The organism is Neorhizobium alkalisoli (genome assembly GCF_007829835.1).
Lineage (GTDB): Bacteria > Pseudomonadota > Alphaproteobacteria > Rhizobiales > Rhizobiaceae > Neorhizobium.
On the sequence record NZ_VIWP01000004.1, the window covers coordinates 64,060 to 82,939 of the forward strand.

An 18,880-nucleotide genomic window follows, 5' to 3' on the forward strand; every position below is an offset into this window, starting at 1 on the left:
CTGCCATGTCTCTTTCGCTCTATGACGTCAGCGTTCCGGTCTTCCTGCGCGCTTTTTCCAACCTCACCGAAATCCTCAAGAAGGCGGAAACCTTTGCCGATGAGAAGGGCATTGCCCATGCCGATCTCATCAATGCCCGGCTGATCGAGGACATGCTGCCGCTTGCCGGCCAGATCCAGCGTGCCAGCGATACGGCGAAATTCGTCGGCGTTCGTCTCGGCCAGGCGGAAAACGTGCCGATGGAAGACAACGAGGCGAGCTTCGCCGATCTCCACGCCCGCATTGAAAAGACCGTCGCCTTCCTCAAAACCATTCCCGCTTCCGCATTCGAGGGCCGGGAAAATGCCGAGGTCGTGCTGAAGACCCGAAGCGGCGAAACGACCTATACCGGCCGTGATTACCTCCTCGGTTTCGCCCTGCCTAATTTCTACTTCCACGTCACCACCGCCTACGCGATTATCCGCCACAAGGGCGTACCGGTCGGCAAGATGGATTATATCGGCCGCGCCTAAAGCCTGCGCGATGCGATGCTGATGACTTCCTCGTTCCGCGCTTGTAGATTGCCGCGAAACGGGGGGTGAATTTGCGTGCGAATACTGCTTGTCGAGGATAATCAGGCACTTGCCAGCGGGCTCGCGGCAATCCTGCGCGGCAGCGGTTATGCGGTCGATCTGGTCGGCGACGGCGCCTCTGCGGAGGCCGCTGCCGCCGCCGAAAGCTATGATCTCGTCATCCTCGATCTCAACTTGCCGGAAATGGATGGGCTTGACGTGTTGCGCTCCATGCGCGCCCGCCAGAACCGCGCAGCCGTGATGATCCTCACCGCCCGCGGTGCACCCGAAGAACGGGTAAAAGGCCTCGATCTCGGCGCTGACGACTACATGATCAAGCCCTTCGACATTTCCGAGTTCGAAGCGCGCATCCGTGTTCTGCTGCGCCGTCAGGCGGGCCTTCGAAGCTCGATCATTACCTATGGCGGCGTTACCTTCGATCTCACCTCCCGCACCTTCTCCAGCGCCGGCGTGCCGCTCGATATTCCGGCCCGCGAAGTGGCGCTTCTGGAACTGCTGTTCCTGCGCGCCGGCAAGGTCGTGTCCAAGGAAGCGATCATCCGTTCGTTGACGGGGTTTGACGACGATCTCTCGCCGAATGCGATCGAGCAATATGTCAGCCGCCTGCGTCGCCGGCTTGGCCCCTTTGCGCTGACCGTCAGGACCGCCCGCGGCATCGGTTATTACCTCGAAAAGCTGGCCGCGCCCGAATGATGCGGCCGGCGGTTTATTCCCTGCGGCGCTGGCTGCTCGGCTGGCTTCTGGCCTCTACCGCCCTGATCGGCTCCGTGGCGATGATCGATACCTGGGACGAGGCGGTCGATACCGCCAATGAAGTCTCGGACCGGGTTCTCGCCGGCTCGGCGCTTGCCATTGCCGAAAGGGTGATCGTTGCCGAAGACGGATCGCTGGAAGTCGATATTCCCTATGTTGCACTCGAAATGCTGACCTCGGCAGCGCAGGACCGTGTCTTCTACCGGGTCGACGGGCCGCCCGGCACGTTCATCACGGGCTATCAGAACCTGCCCTCCATTCCCCGACGCGAAGGCCAGGCCGTAGCATTCGGCAATGCCGCCTTCCGGGGGGAGCCGATCCGCATGGCGGTGCTCGCGCGCTCCGCATCGACCGGCATCAGTTCCGTGCCCTTCACCGTCACGGTCGCGGAAACGACCATGGCGCGTGCCCAGCTCACCCGCACCATCCTGATCCGCTCGGCGCTGCGCCTGCTGTTCATGATCCTGGGTGCTGCGGTCATCGTCTGGGTGGCGGTGACGCTTTCCTTGAGGCCGCTCTACCGGTTCAGCGAAGCGATCGCCGAGCGCAATCCGGATGACCTGCATCCCATCAGCCAGCGCGTGCCGAACGAGGTCCAGGGTGTGGTCGATACCGTCAACTCCTTCATGGTGCGGCTGGAAGGTGCCCTCGATGCGCTCCGCCACTTCACCGGCAATGCCAGCCACCAGTTGCGCACGCCGCTTGCGATCGTCCGCACCCAGCTGGCGCTGGCAAGCCGCGCCACCGATCTCGACGAGGCGCGCAAGGCGGTGCGCAAGGCCGATGAGGCGGTGGGAGATGCCGAACATATCCTCGCCCAGCTTCTCTCCATGGCGCGGATCGATGCCTCGGCCCGCTCCTCGACCATGCGCGAAATGGATCTGGCAGAACTGGTGCGCGGCATGACGGCCGATCACGTTCCCCAGGCCGCCGATGCCGGCATCGATCTCGGTTTCGAGGGCGATTGCGAAGTCAGGGTCTCGGTCGAGCCGCTTCTGATCGGTGAGCTGATGAAGAACCTGATCGGCAACGCGTTGCTTTATGCCGGTACGGGCTCGGAAGTGACCGTCCGCGTGCAGATGGTCGAAGGCGCACCGCTTCTCGAAGTCGAGGATAACGGCCCCGGAATTCCTGCCGAAAAGCGCGAGCAGGTGCTCAAACGTTTCGAACGCGGAGGCCGCAATGACCAGACCGGTGCCGGCCTCGGCCTTCCGATCGTCGAGGAAATCGCCCGCCTGCATGGCGCCTCAATGAGCCTCACGGAAGGTGAGGGGAGCCGCGGCCTGAAAGTCCTGATCCGGTTTCCAGCCGCGGCCTGATCAATCAGGCCTGAAACACCCTGTTGCCGCCGATCCAGGTGCTCTTCATCTGCAGATCAGTGGTCAGAAGCACGAAATCCGCATCGAAACCGGCCTTCAATGCACCCTTGCGGTCGTCCACGCGCGCGGCCTCTGCCGGATGGGCGGAGGCCATGCGCAAGACGTCGTCGAGCGGCAGGCCGAGCCTTTCATGTGCGAAACGCACCGAGGCGACCATGTCGATATCGGCGCCTGCCAGCGTTCCATCGGCCAATGTCAGCCGCCCGTCACGACGCAGGATTTCACGGCCATTCAGCGTGAACGAAGTCATGTCGGTGCCGATCGGCGACATGGCGTCGGTGACGATGAAAATCTTTCCCGGCCCCTGTTTTGCCCGGATCGCCGCAGCCATCGCCGCCGGATGCACATGAATGCCATCGGAAATCAGGCCGGCATACAACGAGCCGAGATCGAGCGCTGCGCCGACAAGCCCAGGCTCTCGGTTGCCGAGCTGGCTCATCGCATTGAACAGATGCGTCGCGGTGCGTGCGCCCGCTGCGGCATAGGTCGCGGCCGTCGCGTAACTCGCCTCGGTATGGCCGAGGCTGACGATGAAGCCCGCCTCCGCAAGCCGGCTCACCTGTTCCGGCGTGACGTTTTCCGGAGCAATGGTCGTTAGCAGCACATCCATCCTGCCGCGGCAGGAGAGGATGAGTTCGATGTCGCTCTCCTCCATCGGCCGGATCAATTTTGGATCATGCGCCCCCTTGCGGGCGACGGAGAGGTGCGGGCCTTCGAGATGCAGGCCGAGAAACCCCGGTACATGCGCCTCGGCCGCGCGCTTGCCGGCCTCCACCGTCGCGGCGGTAATCTCCGGCGTATCGGTGATCAGCGTCGGTAAAAGCGCCGTCGTGCCGAATTTGGCATGCGCGGCGCAGATCTGGGTTATGCCTTCGACGGTCGGCTCTTCATTGAGCAACACGCCGCCGCCGCCATTCACCTGCAGATCGATGAACCCCGGCACCAGCAGGCTGCCATTGCCGGCCTCGACGATCTCGATACTGTCCGGCACGCCGGAAGCCGGCTCGATCGAGATGATCTTGCCCGCCTCTATCAGCAGCGCGGCATCATCATGCCAGAAGGTGCCGTCGAAAATCTGGGCGCCGACAATTGCCTTGCGCATCGTCATATCGTTTCCGTAACCTTCTTCAGCGCCACCGGTGCATCGGGATTGAGCCCGCGCGACCGCGACCAGGCTTCGACAAATCCATAGAAGGGCAGGATCAGCGCCAGCGAATCGGTCAGCGGATGGCCGGTCGCGACGAAGGGCAGTTTGCGCGCCGTCTTCACCCGGTCGGAGGTCGCAAATGCCAGCGCGCCCTTGGCGCCGAGACTGTCGGCAATATCGCTGACGGAGGCTTCCGCCGCATCACGCGCGGCAAAGGTCAGCACGGGGAAACGCGGTCCTACCAGCGCCACCGGGCCATGCAGCACTTCGGCCGCCGAATAGGCTTCAGCGTGCATGTTGGAGGTTTCCTTGAATTTCAGGGCCGCTTCGCTGGCAATCGCCAGCGCCGGGCCGCGGCCAAGCATGTAGAGCGATTCCGCCTCGCCGAGCTCGGCGGCAAACGCGCTCCAGTCGAGCTTCACGGCCTTTTCGAAATGCTCAGGCAGCGCCCGAACGGCAGCTTTCAGCGCGTCGTCACCAACCCATTCGGAAAGCAGCGCAAGCCCCGCAACGATCGAGTTGACGAAGGACTTTGTTGCCGCAACCGCAAGCTCCGGCCCGGCATTGATATCGATCGCATGGCTCGAAACTTCCGCGATCGGCGAGGGCAGGGTGTTGGTGAGGGCAATGCTGACCGCACCACTCTTCGTCGCCGCATCTGCCATGGAAACGATATCGGGGCTCTTTCCGGATTGCGAAATGGCGATGGCCGCGCCACCGCCGAGCTTGATATCGGCGCCGTAGATAGAGGCAAGCGAAGGCCCGAGCGAAGCGACGGGCCGGCCGGCGGTGAGCTCGATCGCATATTTGATGAAGGTCGCGGCATGGTCGGAAGAGCCACGGGCAATCGTCACCAGAAAGGCCGGGTCCTTTTCGCGCAAGGCCTTTCCGGCCTCAGCCAGCGCCTTTGCCGAGCCGTCCAGCAGGCGGGCTGCCGCTTCCGGTATTTCGTTGATCTCCTGCCGCATATGCGTCTGCATGCCAAATCCTCGAAGTCTTTTGGGCCTTACCGGCCCGTCAGTTTTCACCGAGCGAAAGCTCGGCCACGAAATCATAGGCGTCGCCGCGATAAAGCGAGCGCGTCAGTTCCACCACTCGGCCGGAGGCGAGATAGGACACCCGCTCGATCGAAAGCCCGGCCGATCCGACCGGCACTTCCAGAAGCCCGGCATCATTCTTCTTCATGTTGGAAGCCGAGATGCGCTGGATGGCGCGCACCGGCCGCGCATCTTTCTTCTCCAGTTCAGCATAGAGCGAACCGGTCAGCGCACCCGGATCTGGCAAGAAGTCGGCCGAAATGCTGGCCCGCTCGATCGCCAGCGGCATGTCGTTGCCGATACGCAACCGCCCGATCCGCGCAACCATCGTGCCGGGCGCCAGGCCCAGCATCATCATCTCTTCCGGGGAAGGGTGAAACAGTCCGCGTTCCAGCCACTCGGACCGGGTCACGAGCCCCCGCCGCGCCATATCCTCGGTAAACGACGTCAGCTTCGTCAGCGGCTGCTCGACACGCGACATCGGCCGCACGACGAAGGTCCCAGACCCATGCCGTCGGCTGAGCAATCCGTCCTTGACCAGATCATCGACTGCCTTGCGCACCGTCACGCGGCTGACATTGGCATAATCGGCGAGATCCCGTTCCGCCGGCAGCGCATCGCCATGGCCGAGCTTGCCGGACCGGATCGCATCTTCGAGGCTTTGGCGCAGTTTTCGGTAAAGCGGCCCGGTGCCGGCCGATTGCAGGCCGTCGAGCGGCAGGATGGCGGTGAGAGCCTGGTTCATCCACGCGCCTCCCTGCGGTCTTCGACTACGCTTCCGTAAGCCTTGACCGCCAGTTCCACGGCGCCGGTCAGCGCATCGGCCAGCGGTTCGGAAAGTTTTGTCCGGTGCCGTTCGGCAAGATAGGGCGGATAGAGGGGAGCAAGCCCGCCCAGCAGGCAGAGCCGCCCTTTGCCACCGGTCATCGCGGCGACGGCATCCAGCGCATCGTCGATGCCGTGTGCACCCGTCTTCAGAATGGAGATCGCGATCTCGTCGCCCTGGTCGGCAAATTCAAAAACCTTGGGCGTATAACGACCGAAATCGCCCGGTTTCGCCTGCCGGGCAAAATCGACCACCTTTTCCGGATCGCCGTCGAATTCGCGCAGGATCGCTTCCGCAAGCCCGGTCATCGGCCGCATCCTGTCATAGGCAAGCAGGCTTTCCTGCAGCGCCAGTTGGCCGAGCCGCGCGCCGCTGCCGAGATCGCTCACCTGAAAACCCCAGCCGGCGATCGAATGCAGCTCGCCATTGCGACGGACGATATAGACCGTGCCGGTGCCGACGATGCCGATTGCCCCGTCTTCGTCGCCGATCGCACCCTGCAGGGCGATCACGCCATCCGAGACGATGTCCGATCGAAGGAAGGGCAGGCGCGCCTTCACATAATTGACTGCATCGCCGACATTATTGCCGGCAAGCCCGAGAATGGCAGACGTGTTGGAAAGGTCGGGAGCAAGGCCGGCTTCTTCGAAAGCCAGGCGGGCCGCTTCTTCAATATGCTTGAGAGCGGTATCCGGATCGGTCAGGATATTCGAGGCGCCGCGCTTGCCGCGGCCCAACACCTTGCCTGTCGCGTCGGCCAGAGCCGCGCGGCAACTCGTGCCTCCGCCGTCGATCCCGATGAAATATGCCGTCATGGACACCTCCGACGTGGATGATACCAAAAAAATACCATTTACCAAGGGGGAATTCCGGAGATATAAAATTCAAGTTATAAGACATTGGATAAAAATGATTTTTTAAAAGTATGACTGTTTGCTGCTCGCCAAACGGTAACGAATGTTAATTTCCCGCTAGACAATTGGTATTTTTTTGGCATCATTTTAGCCAGAGGGAGAAACCGGATGAGCAAAAACGCCACCGAGGCACAGCATGGGAAGGCGGCAGGCCTCGATACGTTCGAGCCGGCCGAGATCCTTGCGTTGCTCGCGTCCGGCCAGCAGGAGGCCGCAAGCGCAGTCAATGCCGCTGTCGCGGCGATTGCTACGGCTGCGGAAAAAGCTGCCGACGCGCTACGCTCTGATGCCAAGCTCGTTTATGCCGGTGCCGGCAGTTCGGGCCTGATGGCCATGGCCGATGCTCTTGAGCTTCCGGGCACTTACGGCATCCCGCGTGAAAAGATCCTTCTGCTTCTGGCCGGCGGCATTTCCAGCCTGACCGATATGGAGGGCGCCCCGGAAGACGATACCCTTCTGGCCGAGGCCGATGCAGCCCCGATCGCAGCCGGTGACTGCGTCATCTGTGTTTCCGCCAGCGGCTCCACCCCTTACGTCCTGAAGATTGCCGATATCGCCCGCAGCCGCGGCGCACGCGTTATCGCGATTGCCAACAATGCCGGCGCAAAGCTTTTTGATGGCGCCGACGTGGCGATCCTGTTGGAAACGCCGCCGGAAATCGTCGCCGGCTCTACGCGCATGGGCGCCGGTACGGCCCAGAAGATCACTTTCAACATGCTCTCGACGCTGGCGGCGATCAAGCTCGGGCATGTGCATGATGGCCACATGGTCAATCTGCGCCCCGACAACGAAAAGCTGCGCATCCGAGCCGCCGGCATGGTTTCGGAGATTGCCGGTATCGGTTTCGACGAGGCGCGGCGGCTGATGGCCGTTGCCGGTAACTCGGTCAAGGTCGCCGTGCTGCTCGCAGCCGGTGCCGCCGATATCGATGCCGCCGAGGCTTTGCTTATTCGCTCCCGCCAGGTTTTGAGGAAAGCCCTGGCGGAGCTGAAGACGACGGAAAGTTCCATCAAGCGCGCCGCAAGGCGTTAATCAAAGAGGGAGAACATTATGACCCGTTTCCTGAAAGGCATGCTTTTCGCATCCACCGTTCTCGCATCTGCGGGCGCGGTGCATGCGGCCGACGTCACGCTCACCATCGAGAGCTGGCGCAATGACGACCTCGCCATCTGGCAGGAAAAGCTGATCCCGGCCTTCGAAAAAGCAAATCCCGGCATCAAGCTGAAATTCTCGCCGACCGCACCGACCGAATATAATGCGTCGCTCAACGCCAAGCTCGATGCCGGCTCCGCAGGCGATATCATCACCTGCCGTCCGTTCGACGCCTCGCTCGAACTCTTCAACAAGAAGCAGCTCGTCGACCTGACCAGCCTGTCCGGCATGGCGAATTTTTCGCCGGTCGCCAAGGCCGCCTGGTCCACCGACGACGGCAAGTCCACCTTCTGCGTGCCGATGGCCTCGGTCATCCACGGCTTCATCTACAACAAGGACGCGTTCGACAAACTCGGCATTTCCGTGCCGAAGACCAACGAAGAGTTCTTTGCTGCCCTCGACAAGATCAAGAAGGACGGCAACTACATCCCGCTCGCCATGGGCACGAAGGATCTCTGGGAAGCCGCAACCATGGGCTACCAGAATATCGGCCCGAACTACTGGAAGGGCGAGGACGGCCGCAAGGCGCTGATCGAAGGCAAGGAAAAGCTGACCGATCCGGAATGGGTCAAGCCTTATGAAGAGCTTGCCAAGTGGAAGCCCTATCTCGGCGACGGTTTCGAAGCCCAGACCTATTCGGACAGCCAGAACCTCTTCACCCTCGGCCGCGCCGCCATCTATCCGGCCGGTTCCTGGGAAATCGCCCTCTTCACCAGCCAGGCACAGTTCAAGATGGGCGCCTTCCCTCCGCCGGTCCTGAAGGCTGGCGACACCGGCTACATCTCTGACCATCCGGATATCGGCGTCGGCCTCAATGCCAAGAGCACCCACCAGGAAGAAGCCAAAAAATTCCTGACCTGGGTCGCCTCGCCGGAATTTGCCAATATCTATGCCAACGCGCTGCCGGGCTTCTTCAGCCTCAATTCGACGCCGGTAAAGATGAGCGATCCGCTCGCCCAGGAATTCGTCTCCTGGCGCGCCTCGTTCAAGCCGACCGTCCGCTCGACCTACCAGATCCTGTCGCGCGGCAAGCCCAACCTCGAAAACGAGACCTGGGTCGAATCGGCCAATGTCATCAACGGCACGGATACGCCGAAAGTGGCGGGCGAAAAGCTCCAGAAGGGCTTGGACGGCTGGTACAAGCCGGGCAAGTGATATGATCTGAGGGGCGGCAGTTTTGCCCCTCATCCGCCTGCCGGCACCTTCTCCCCGTTTTGACGGGGAGAAGGGATATGCCGCACCCTCTATGCCTCAAGCGGGGCAAGTCCCCTCTCCCCGTTAAACGGGGAGAGGGTTAGGGTGAGGGGCATAAACAGCCGCAAGGCTTGGAAATCCTCCATCTGAGCTGCGCCCGTCGCCAGCCGACAAAGACAAGGTCAGGCCCTGTGAGCGAAGCCGAAATGACTGATATCGATACCGCCCCGATCAAGCGTCCCATACGCTGGCATATCGGCGTCTTCCTTGCGCCGGCCTTCGTCGTCTACACGGCGATCATGATCCTGCCGCTGATCGAGACGCTGCGGCTTTCCTTCTACAACACCGTGGACGGCGCCTCGACCTTTGTCGGTCTCGCCAATTACCAGGTCCTGTTCGGCGAGCAGCGCTGGTCGCATGATTTCTGGAATGCGCTCGTCAACAACCTGATCTTCTTCGTCATCCATATGTGCGTGCAGAACCCGATCGGCATTGCGCTCGCGGCTCTCCTGTCTGTGCCGAAACTGCGTTTCGTCGCCTTCTACCGCACCGCCATCTTCTTGCCGACACTGCTTTCCTTCGTCATCGTGGGTTTCATCTGGAAACTCATCCTCTCGCCGATCTGGGGTGTCGCACCCTGGCTGATGAGCCTTGTCGGCGCGAAATGGATGTTTGCACCCTGGCTCGGCCAGTCCGGCCCGGCGCTGATCGCTGTGTCCCTCATTTCCAACTGGCAATATATCGGCATCCCGATGATGCTGATCTATGCGGCCTTGCTCTCCATCCCCGAAGAGGTGATCGAGGCGGCCGAGATGGATGGCATTACCGGCTGGAGCCAGTTCTGGAAGATCAAGCTGCCGCTCATCCTGCCGGCCATCGGCATCATCTCGATCCTCACCTTCGTTGGCAATTTCAACGCTTTCGACCTCGTTTACACCGTGCAGGGCGCGCTTGCCGGCCCCGACATGTCGACGGATATTCTCGGCACGCTTCTCTACCGCACCTTTTTCGGTTTCCAGCTGCAGCTCGGCGATCGGTCGATGGGTGCCACGATCGCCACCGTGATGTTCCTGATCATCCTTGCAGGCGTCTCCTTCTACCTCTTCGCCATCCAGCGGCGCATGCGCCGTTACCAGTTCTAAGGGAGCGGAAACATGTCGAACCGAGCCCGCACATCCCCCATCCGCATCGGCCTCGTGCATCTGGCGCTGAGCGCCTATACGCTGATCGCGCTGTTTCCGGTCTTCCTGACGGTGATCAACTCGTTCAAGGACCGCAACGCGATCTTCCGGTCGCCGATGCAGGTGCCGCTGCCCTCCACCTTCAGCCTCGTCGGTTACAAGACCGTGCTCGGCCAGGCGGACTTTTTGCACTATTTCCAGAACAGCTTCGTCGTCACCATCGTGTCGATCGCGCTTGTTCTTCTGTTCGGCGCCATGGCCGCCTTTGCCCTCTCTGAATACCGTTTTCGCGGCAATGCCCTGATGGGCCTTTATATGGCGATCGGCATCATGATCCCCATCCGTCTCGGCACGGTGGCTATCCTGCAGGGCATGGTGGCGTCCGGCCTCGTCAACACGCTGACGGCGCTGATCCTCGTCTATACGGCGCAAGGGATCCCGCTTGCGATCTTCATCCTCTCGGAATTCATGCGTTCCGTTTCCGACGACCTGAAAAATGCCGGGCGTATTGACGGCCTGTCCGAATACGCGATCTTCTTCCGCCTCGTCCTGCCGCTGGTGCGGCCCGCCATGGCAACGGTCGCGGTCTTCACGATGATCCCGATCTGGAACGATCTCTGGTTCCCGCTCATCCTTGCGCCATCCGAAGAAACGAAGACGGTAACCTTGGGTAGCCAGATCTTCATCGGCCAGTTCGTCACCAACTGGAACGCGGTTCTCGCAGCACTATCGCTGGCGATCCTGCCGATCCTCGTCCTTTACGTCATCTTCGCCCGGCAGTTGATCCGCGGCATCACGGCAGGAGCGGTGAAATGACCTCGTCCGACCGCCTCATCCGGGTTCTCGTCGCCGGCCTTGGCAATATGGGCCGCAGCCATGCGCTCGCCTATCATAACAATCCTGGCTTCGAGATCGTCGGCCTCGTCAATCGCTCGAAGCCAAAACTCGACCCGGCGCTTGACGGCTACGAGATCCATCCGGATTTTCTCACCGCCCTGGCCGAGCTGAAACCCGATCTCTGCGCCATCTGCACCTATTCCGACAGCCATGCCGATTACGCCGTCGCCGCATTCGAGGCCGGGTGTGACGTCTTCGTCGAAAAGCCTCTGGCAACGACGGTTGCCGATGCCGAGCGCGTGGTCGCCGCCGCCCAGAAGGCCGGCAAAAAACTTGTGATCGGTTATATCCTGCGCCACCACCCGTCCTGGATCCGGCTGATCGCGGAAGCCCGCAAGCTCGGGCCGCCTTACGTTTTTCGCATGAACCTCAACCAGCAATCCTCCGGCCCGACCTGGGACGTGCACAAGGCGCTGATGCAGACGACACCGCCGATCGTCGATTGCGGCGTGCATTATGTCGATGTCATGTGCCAGATCACCGATGCAAAGGCGGTCGAGGTGCGTGGGATGGGCCTGCGCCTGTCGAACGAGATCGCGCCGGACATGTATAATTACGGCCATCTGCAGGTCCTGTTCGAGGATGGCTCGCTCGGCTGGTATGAAGCGGGCTGGGGGCCGATGATTTCGGAAACGGCGTTTTTCGTGAAGGACGTCATGTCGCCCAACGGCGCCGTCTCGATCGTCATGGATCCGAACGCCAAGTCCGACGATATCGACACCCACACGAAAACCTCGGTCATCCGGCTGCACAGCGCCGAAACCGGCCCGGACGGGAAGTTCATCCGGCCCGACGAAGACATGAAGATGGCGGGAGAGCCCGGCCACCAGGAACTCTGCGACCTGGAACAGGCCTATATGCTGAAGGCCATCCGCGAGAATATCGATCTAACCCGGCATATGGACGATGCGGTGCAATCGCTGCGTATCTGCCTGGCGGCGGACGAAAGCGCCCGCTCCGGCAAGCCCGTCCGTCTCTGATGCCGGTTCTTGAGTTTTAAAGGAAGACGCCCTTGGGTTCGCTGCAACTGAAATCCATCCGCAAGGCCTTCGGCGACCATGAGGTCCTGAAGGGCATCGATCTCGAGGTGAAAGATGGCGAATTCGTCATCTTCGTCGGTCCCTCGGGCTGCGGCAAGTCCACGCTTCTGCGCGTCATCGCCGGCCTCGAAGATGCAAGCTCCGGCTCGATCCGCATCGACGGTCAGGAAATGGCGACGACCCCGCCGGCCAAGCGCGGCATCGCCATGGTTTTTCAGTCCTACGCGCTTTATCCGCATCTGACGGTCAAGGACAATATGGCGCTCGGCCTGAAGCAGGCCGGCACGGACAAGGCCGAGATCGAAAGCCGGGTGACGAAGGCATCGTCCATGCTGTCGCTCGATCCCTATCTCGCCCGACGTCCCGCAGAACTGTCCGGCGGCCAGCGCCAGCGCGTCGCCATCGGCCGCGCCATCGTGCGCGAACCGAGCCTCTTCCTCTTTGACGAACCGCTTTCCAACCTCGACGCGGCCCTGCGTGTCCAGACGCGGCTGGAAATCGCCGCCCTGCACCGCCGCCTCAAGGCGACGATGATCTACGTCACCCATGACCAGGTCGAGGCGATGACGCTGGCCGACAAGATCGTCGTGCTCTCAGCCGGCGCGATCGAACAGGTCGGCTCGCCGATGGAGCTCTATAACAAGCCGGCCAATGTCTTCGTCGCAGGTTTCATCGGTTCGCCGCAGATGAATTTCATCGAGGCCGGCAAGCTCGGCGAGACTGGAGCCAAGACCATCGGCATCCGCCCCGAACATATTGCCCTGTCGCGCGAGAGTGGCGACTGGAAGGCCAAGGTCGTGCATGCCGAACATTTGGGCGCCGACACCATCCTCTACCTCGAAACGGAGGCTACAGGCCTCCTGACGGTCCGCCTGTTCGGCGAGCATCGTTATGCTGCGGACGATATCGTCTTCGCCACGCCGGACCGCGCCTCCATGCACCGTTTCGACGCCAATGACCGGGCAATCACGTCAGCCACACCCTGATCGACGCCCGGCCCAAAGGCGGGACGCTCGAAAGGCTGTCCCGCCTGTCTTTTCAAAGAACTTTCTCCAGTCTGGCGCGTTGAGGACTGAAGGAAGAAAAATGATGATATTCGTTCTGATCCCCGTGATGATCGCCCTCTGTCTGGCCCTGGCGGTCCGCCAGATAGCCCGTGCCCGTCGTCGACAGTATCGCGACGAAGTCGCAGCCTTCGAATTTGCCGATCGTCGCGAAAGGCGTCTGCGCAATCGTGGTTTTGGACCGCTGGCTTCCAGCCTGCGCGCGATGGCGACACGCCGCCGGCGCATCAACCAGGCCCATGCCGCGCACCAGAACATCGGCCTTGGCAGACAGTAACCCGGTCCATCCTAAAGCTTGACGTCGGACAGTCGTCTCGGCAAACTCCGCCGCATTGCGCAGCCTTGAGTTTTTCGCTCCACTATTTGAAGCGCTGCCCCATTGCATCAGGAATTGCCCATGACGAGCTTCCACGGTTCGCGTCTTTACGTCTTCATCTCCTATCTCATCTGGCCCGGCATCTTCGCAGGCGGCCTTGTCGGCGCCTATTTTGCCTTCCAGTCGCCGTCGCGGCTTCTGTGGTTCAATGTCGTCTATTTCTCGGTCGTCGCAACCATCGCCCTGTTCGAGCGTCTGATGCCCTATGAACAGACCTGGCTGAAGCGCGACGGCGAAACCTTCAACGACATCGCTCATACGCTGCTCAACAAGGGCGGCGTGCAGATTGCGGCTGCGATCGGCACGTCCTTCCCGATCGCCGTCGCCATAACCGCCCGCCCGGCCTTCGAATCGCCCTTCCATCTCTGGCCCACCCATTGGCCGATGTTCTTCCAGGCGATCCTTGGCCTGATCGTTGCCGAATTCGGCCTCTACTGGGCTCACAGGCTCGCTCATGAAAAACTGTCGCTGTGGCGCTTCCATGCGCTGCATCACAGCGTCGAGCGTCTCTGGGTCATCAATACCGGACGTTTCCACGTCGTCGATTCGCTGATCAAGATCGTGCTCAGCCAGATCCCGCTCTATCTCCTCGACGCGCCCTTGCCGGTCTTCCTCTGGATAGGCGCCGTCACCGCCTTCGTCGGCCTGCTCACCCATTGCAATATCGATGTCAGGACCGGGGTGCTCGACTGGGTCTTCAGCACGCCGCGCCTGCATCGCTGGCACCATTCGAAGGTGCTTGCCGAGGGCAATACCAATTACGGCGAAAACCTCGTCCTCTGGGACCAGATCTTTGGCACATTCTTCAATCCGCCGCGCCCGTCCTCGGTCGATATCGGCATTACCGGCAAGGTCGCAAAAAGCTTCTGGGGCCAGCTCGTGCAGCCTTTCTCGACAAAGGGCTACCGTCAGATCATCGGCCGCAATCCGGCCAAGCAGGCAAAGCCGGCAGTCGAGGTCGAGGCTGCTTCCGGCGAAGTCTCTGCGGCTGCAACGCCTGCCGTTCCCGCCGAGTGATTCGAAACAGACATTGCCAGGAACGAAAATCGGCCCGGGATCGCATTCGATCCCGGGCCGATTTGTTTAACTCGCTATGTTGCCGGCTCAGTAACGCGGCGGCGGGGGAGGACCCCAACCTGGCGGCGGCGGCGGCGGCGGAGCGCCATAACCACGCGGCGGCGGTGGCGGCGGTCCGCGACGCGGATCGCAATCGCGCGGGTCGAACGTGGCGATCTCGTCGATCACGCCGCGCGAGCCATGCAGTGCGATGCAGGTGCGCCCATCGAACATCAGGGCGTAGCTGCCGCGGCGGTTCGAGATACGGCCTGCATCACGAAAACCCTGATAGCGAAGGGAGTCCTTCACGCTGTTGATCTCGCGGCCGCGATAATCGTCGAGATATCTCTGCGCCGAGGCCGTGGTAACGGCCGAAGTCAAAGCCGCCCCGCCGACCAGAATTGCCAGGATAAACTTCTTCATTCATTCCCTCCCGTTCAGACCTGTCCGATCAGAATCAGTCGCCATTCGTATTAACCGAGATGTGGCAAGAACATCCCTTACGTCAAGGTCATACGGTGCTTTTTGTGGCTACGAACATCTGCGAAATAGCTCGGCCGGCAAGCCCGAGAGGTCCGTCTATTCAAAGGAAACGCCGCCGGATTGCTCCGGCGGCGCCTGACTTCGACATGATGTCGCGTTCTTAATCAGAAGCGCTTGCTGGCACCCAGTTTTGCGCCGATGGACTTGTCGCCATCGCCTTCGAAATTGACCAGTACGCTACCGTCAATCGCCCAGGCATTGGCCATCTGCAACGAGAAGCCGGCCGACAACGAACCGAACATGCCGGCACCATCAATTCCGGAGAAGCCGCCGGTTGCACCGAGTTTCGGTGTGAGCGTGGCGTCGTTCTCCAGGGTGAAAGAGCGGGCTATTTCGGCGCCAAGGCTGATGCGGAACTGCTTCTCGTCGAAACCATCAATGTCGATCCGGTCGCCGGCAGCATTGCTGACGCTGTAGTCCTCGACTTTTTCGGAGAAGTAGACCGCCCGCAGCTTTGGCGTCAGGACGGTTTTTTCGTCCAGCATCAGCTGACCCTTGAGCGACGTGTCAGCCATCCAACGGGTCGTATCGAAAGCGCCGTCCCAATAGGCGGTGTCGATATCGTTCGAGGATCCGCCGTAGAGCAGGCTCGTATCCCAGAACACACCCTTGCCGATTTCCAGCGAGGCGTAAGGACCGGCAAGCCAGCCATTGCCGGTCAGTTCGACATCCTCGTCAGTCGGATCGGTCATCCGGTCGTAATGCAGCGACACGCCAACCAGCGCCTTCTCGTTGAGAAGATAGTCGGCACCGAGATCGACCATCCCGAAAAAGCCCCAGCGGTCGCCATTGTCGTTGCGGTTATGCGTCATCAATGTCCCGTCGATCCAGACATTGAAGGGCGACGAAGCGCCGCCGGATATACCGTCCGCATGGTTTCGGGCGGCCTCGATCTGGGCCGTGCTGGTGGAGAAACCAAGTGACATCCCCTCGGCCGAGGGCGATACAGTCGTGGTTACCGCTTCCGTAGCCTGTTCGGCCTGGCGGCGTTCCATCAGGCCCGGGATCTTGATCGCCGAAGAAATCATGCTCTGGCGAGACTTGACGAAGTTCTCGACAAGCGTGGAGATCTCTGTAGCCACGTCCTTGGCATCATAGGCCAGGCGATAGGTCACCGTCCCGGTATTGGAAGTGCCGAGCGAGCTGACCAGCTTGTAGCCAACCTTGGCGTCACCCGAATAGGACGGGTTCGGCGTGAACTTCAGATACCAGCCGCGTGGCGGCGTTGCGGAGATTGCGGCTACCGTGCCGCGGATGATCGTCGCCGTTCCGGCATTGGCCGGCTCGACAAAGGTCAAGTCTGCGGAGGTGAACGGGCCACCAGTGGCGCCGTCATTCAGATTGACATCCGCGGGACTCGAGCCGGCTGCCACATTCACCACCTTGTTGGCGGCTGTGACGGTGCGCTCCTTGACCGTCAGGCTATAGCTTGCGCTTGCCGACGCGGATTTGGCATCCACGACCTTGATCGCAAAACTGTATTTGCCTTCGGTGTCCTCATCCAGCGGACCAGTCAGCTCGCCGGTCGATACGTTGAGGACCATGCCCTTTGGCAGGCTTCCCGAGGCAAGGCTGTAGGTCAGCGGAGCAGTGCCGCCAGTGGCAGTGATCTGCTCGCTGTAATCCTCGCCTGCCATCGCCGCCGTCAGCGCGCCGCCGGTCGGAGAAAAGGTGAAGGAGGCCGTCGGCGCGGGTGCCGTCACGGTTACCGTCACGGTGGCTGCAGCGGACGTGCCGGTCGCGTTGGTGGCCGTGTAGGTAAAGCTGTCCGAACCCGAATATCCGGATGTCGGCGTATAGCTGATCGACAGGCCGGAAACGGTCGCTGCGCCGTGCGACGGTGCCGATGCGATATCGACCGAGGCTGCAGTGCCACCGGAAAGGCTCGGCGTCACAGCATTGGCGGAGGAATTGGCCGCAACCGTGATGGCGACTCCACCTGCCACCGGGGCAGCAAGGGTTGCAGCCGGCGTAACGCTAGCGGACGATGCCGAGCTGCTGCTGGTGCCTGCGCTGTTGGTCGCGGTCACGGTAAAGCTATAGCTCGTGCCGTTCTTGAGGCCGCTCACCGTGATCGGGCTGGTCGAACCGCTCGCGGTCAGGCCCCCAGGATTTGCGGTAACGGTGTATTTCGAGATCGGCGAACCGCCATCGCTGCTCGATGCAGTGAAGGAGACGGTTGCTTCGCCATCACCTGCCGTTACCGAACCAACGGTCGGGCTGGATGGTGCCGCTGCCGTCACTGCAAAGCTCTGCACGACAGCCGTTGCGGCTGTGAAGGCGCTGCTGCCGGCCAGGCTTGCCTCGATCTTGCAGGTTCCGGTGGATGCGAACGAGACTGCGCCGGCACTGGTGACCGTGCAGACGCCGCTCGTCTGTGAGGAAAAACTGACGGGCAGGCCGGAATCCGCTGTCGCCGTGAGCGAGAGGGAGCTGCCATAAGCCTGGGCGCCAGGATTGGCAAAAGTGATCGTCTGGCTGCCTTTGGGCGTAACGGCGCGCGATGCCGAGGAGGCCGTGCCGGTGCCGACGCTGTTCTTGGCCGTGACGGTGAACGTATAGCTCGTACCGTTGGTGAGGCCATTGACAACGAGCGGGCTTGCCGCGCCGGTCGCCGTCAGGCCGCCCGGGTTGGAGGTCACGGTATAGCTGGTGATGGTCGCATCGCCATTGTTGCTCGGTGCGGTAAAGGCCACGCTCGCCTGTTCGTCACCGGCCGTGGCGGTTGCGCCCGTCGGGGCGTCCGGAACAGTCGGTACGCTGGTGCAGCTGAGAGACTTTGTGTAGCTCGTGCTGCCGTACAGAATTCTAAAACCACCGACGCCGGTCGAGGTGGCCGTCAACGTCCCGGATTGCGGCGTTGAATAGTTCCAGCCGCCGCCGCTGCCGAAAACGCCGGAATAATCTATGTAAAAGAAGTCGGAATAGGTTCCGGTGACGCTGTAATTGATGACATCGCCCGAGCGGAACTCCACGTTATGGACGTCGATATTGCCCGTCGCACCGTTGGCCGCGTTGATCGCTATGCAGCCCGCCGACATGGCCTGTGCTTCGCCGGCGGCGGCGCCCAATCCAAGTGTAGAGACGAGTATCGCCAGAGCTGATTGCCGATAGCGGGATAACACAAAGCCGGGCTTCAGCCCGAAAATCATGGCGCAAAGTGTAGCAAAAACAGAAAATACAGAAATCCAGTTCGCGATCAGCGTGGCAACCTTCCCCCGAAGGTATCTCTGCCCGCGATCGGTCCCTGCGTCAGTGACGCAATTCATGCCCTTAAGTCCCCTTGTCGAATCCCCGAATCACAATCCGTTTGGCTTGTGCCGAGATGGGAATAGCGCGGTGAAAGCTATTTGAGATGATGTTTAAAAAATAAAATTATACATAATCATTTTAGCAACATAGCAAGTTTCACCCTCTGGTGGCGGCAGATTTTCCGCTTCATTTCATGCGTGTTGAGGAGTGCTGCAGAATGCAGAAAAACGATCATTTTTCTGCTCATATCGCGTCAGGTCGGCTGAAACGCGATTCAGACGATGAGCGAATCTATGGAAGGGGATTTGGTCGTTCTTCTGTGGAAAGTTTGGTGGAGCTAAGCGGGATCGAACCGCTGACCTCTTGCATGCCATGCAAGCGCTCTCCCAGCTGAGCTATAGCCCCATCAGGGTGGTCCGGTATTTCCGGTCCTGGGAAACTCCGAAGCGGCGTTCGCTTGTGGAGTGGCGGCTTATTACTTCCGGTTTTTCAGGAGT

17 protein-coding genes and 1 tRNA gene are annotated in these 18,880 nt (G+C 61.2%); 11 read left to right on the plus strand and 7 right to left on the minus strand.

All coding sequences use genetic code 11. The annotated features are described in order from the left end of the window. Positions 1 to 5: 5 nt before the first annotated feature. From FHW37_RS16000 to FHW37_RS16010, 3 genes are all read left to right on the plus strand, one after another. Entirely contained in the window at positions 6 to 512 is a 507-nt protein-coding gene (locus FHW37_RS16000) for a DUF1993 domain-containing protein (RefSeq protein ID WP_145638195.1), read from the plus strand. Between the two features lie 75 nt (positions 513 to 587). Next, complete coding sequence (locus FHW37_RS16005) at positions 588 to 1,265, plus strand: response regulator (protein WP_145638196.1); 678 nt, start codon at positions 588 to 590, stop codon at positions 1,263 to 1,265. Next, positions 1,265 to 2,644, plus strand: a complete 1,380-nt coding sequence (locus tag FHW37_RS16010; RefSeq protein WP_145639272.1) for a sensor histidine kinase — start codon at positions 1,265 to 1,267, stop codon at positions 2,642 to 2,644. Before FHW37_RS16005 ends, FHW37_RS16010 begins: the two co-directional genes overlap by 1 nt. Before the next feature lie 4 nt (positions 2,645 to 2,648). Here the strand turns inward: FHW37_RS16010 and nagA are convergent, their stop codons facing one another. Genes nagA through FHW37_RS16030 form a run of 4 tightly spaced genes read right to left on the minus strand, consistent with a single transcriptional unit; the run spans position 2,649 to position 6,529 of the window. Continuing rightward, entirely contained in the window at positions 2,649 to 3,812 is a 1,164-nt protein-coding gene (nagA, locus tag FHW37_RS16015) for an N-acetylglucosamine-6-phosphate deacetylase (protein WP_145638198.1), read from the minus strand. Further along, the gene (locus FHW37_RS16020) at positions 3,809 to 4,831 is read right to left on the minus strand and encodes an SIS domain-containing protein (protein WP_145638199.1); all 1,023 of its coding nucleotides are present in this window, start codon (positions 4,829 to 4,831) and stop codon (positions 3,809 to 3,811) included. The genes nagA and FHW37_RS16020 overlap by 4 nt, the downstream gene beginning before the upstream one ends. A gap of 37 nt (positions 4,832 to 4,868) precedes the next feature. Then, positions 4,869 to 5,633 carry a GntR family transcriptional regulator gene (locus FHW37_RS16025; protein ID WP_145638200.1) on the minus strand — a complete coding sequence of 255 codons (765 nt, stop codon included), beginning with the start codon at positions 5,631 to 5,633 and terminating at the stop codon, positions 4,869 to 4,871. Beyond that, complete coding sequence (locus tag FHW37_RS16030) at positions 5,630 to 6,529, minus strand: N-acetylglucosamine kinase (protein WP_145638202.1); 900 nt, start codon at positions 6,527 to 6,529, stop codon at positions 5,630 to 5,632. The genes FHW37_RS16025 and FHW37_RS16030 overlap by 4 nt, the downstream gene beginning before the upstream one ends. Before the next feature lie 207 nt (positions 6,530 to 6,736). Between FHW37_RS16030 and FHW37_RS16035 the strand changes: the two genes are divergently transcribed. From FHW37_RS16035 to FHW37_RS16070, 8 genes are all read left to right on the plus strand, one after another. Next, a complete protein-coding gene (locus FHW37_RS16035) occupies positions 6,737 to 7,660 on the plus strand; it encodes an N-acetylmuramic acid 6-phosphate etherase (RefSeq protein ID WP_145638203.1) in 924 nt (307 codons plus the stop codon). Positions 7,661 to 7,678: 18 nt separating this feature from the next. Next, positions 7,679 to 8,935 (plus strand): ABC transporter substrate-binding protein, encoded by a 1,257-nt coding sequence (locus FHW37_RS16040; protein ID WP_145638205.1) that lies wholly within the window; start codon positions 7,679 to 7,681, stop codon positions 8,933 to 8,935. Positions 8,936 to 9,180: 245 nt separating this feature from the next. Continuing rightward, positions 9,181 to 10,116, plus strand: a complete 936-nt coding sequence (locus tag FHW37_RS16045; RefSeq protein WP_432442866.1) for a carbohydrate ABC transporter permease — start codon at positions 9,181 to 9,183, stop codon at positions 10,114 to 10,116. A 12-nt stretch (positions 10,117 to 10,128) separates the two neighbouring features. Beyond that, positions 10,129 to 10,971: a carbohydrate ABC transporter permease gene (locus FHW37_RS16050; protein WP_145638208.1), complete on the plus strand. Its 843-nt coding sequence runs from the start codon at positions 10,129 to 10,131 to the stop codon at positions 10,969 to 10,971. Continuing rightward, positions 10,968 to 12,032 (plus strand): Gfo/Idh/MocA family protein, encoded by a 1,065-nt coding sequence (locus tag FHW37_RS16055; protein WP_145638210.1) that lies wholly within the window; start codon positions 10,968 to 10,970, stop codon positions 12,030 to 12,032. The genes FHW37_RS16050 and FHW37_RS16055 overlap by 4 nt, the downstream gene beginning before the upstream one ends. A gap of 32 nt (positions 12,033 to 12,064) precedes the next feature. Then, a complete protein-coding gene (locus FHW37_RS16060; RefSeq protein WP_145638211.1) occupies positions 12,065 to 13,078 on the plus strand; it encodes an ABC transporter ATP-binding protein in 1,014 nt (337 codons plus the stop codon). A 100-nt stretch (positions 13,079 to 13,178) separates the two neighbouring features. Then, entirely contained in the window at positions 13,179 to 13,433 is a 255-nt protein-coding gene (locus FHW37_RS16065) for a hypothetical protein (RefSeq protein WP_145638212.1), read from the plus strand. Between the two features lie 120 nt (positions 13,434 to 13,553). After that, on the plus strand, positions 13,554 to 14,549 hold the full coding sequence (locus tag FHW37_RS16070) for a sterol desaturase family protein (RefSeq protein WP_145638214.1): 996 nt from the start codon (positions 13,554 to 13,556) through the stop codon (positions 14,547 to 14,549). Between the two features lie 87 nt (positions 14,550 to 14,636). On the opposite strand, the gene FHW37_RS16075 is transcribed toward FHW37_RS16070, so the two are convergent. The 3 genes from FHW37_RS16075 to FHW37_RS16085 form a co-directional block, all read right to left on the minus strand. Next, positions 14,637 to 15,011 carry a hypothetical protein gene (locus FHW37_RS16075; RefSeq protein ID WP_145638215.1) on the minus strand — a complete coding sequence of 125 codons (375 nt, stop codon included), beginning with the start codon at positions 15,009 to 15,011 and terminating at the stop codon, positions 14,637 to 14,639. Between the two features lie 224 nt (positions 15,012 to 15,235). Next, positions 15,236 to 18,256 carry a fibronectin type III domain-containing protein gene (locus FHW37_RS16080; protein ID WP_186458281.1) on the minus strand — a complete coding sequence of 1,007 codons (3,021 nt, stop codon included), beginning with the start codon at positions 18,254 to 18,256 and terminating at the stop codon, positions 15,236 to 15,238. A gap of 456 nt (positions 18,257 to 18,712) precedes the next feature. Then, positions 18,713 to 18,788: transfer RNA gene (locus tag FHW37_RS16085), tRNA-Ala, on the minus strand. Positions 18,789 to 18,880: the final 92 nt, after the last annotated feature.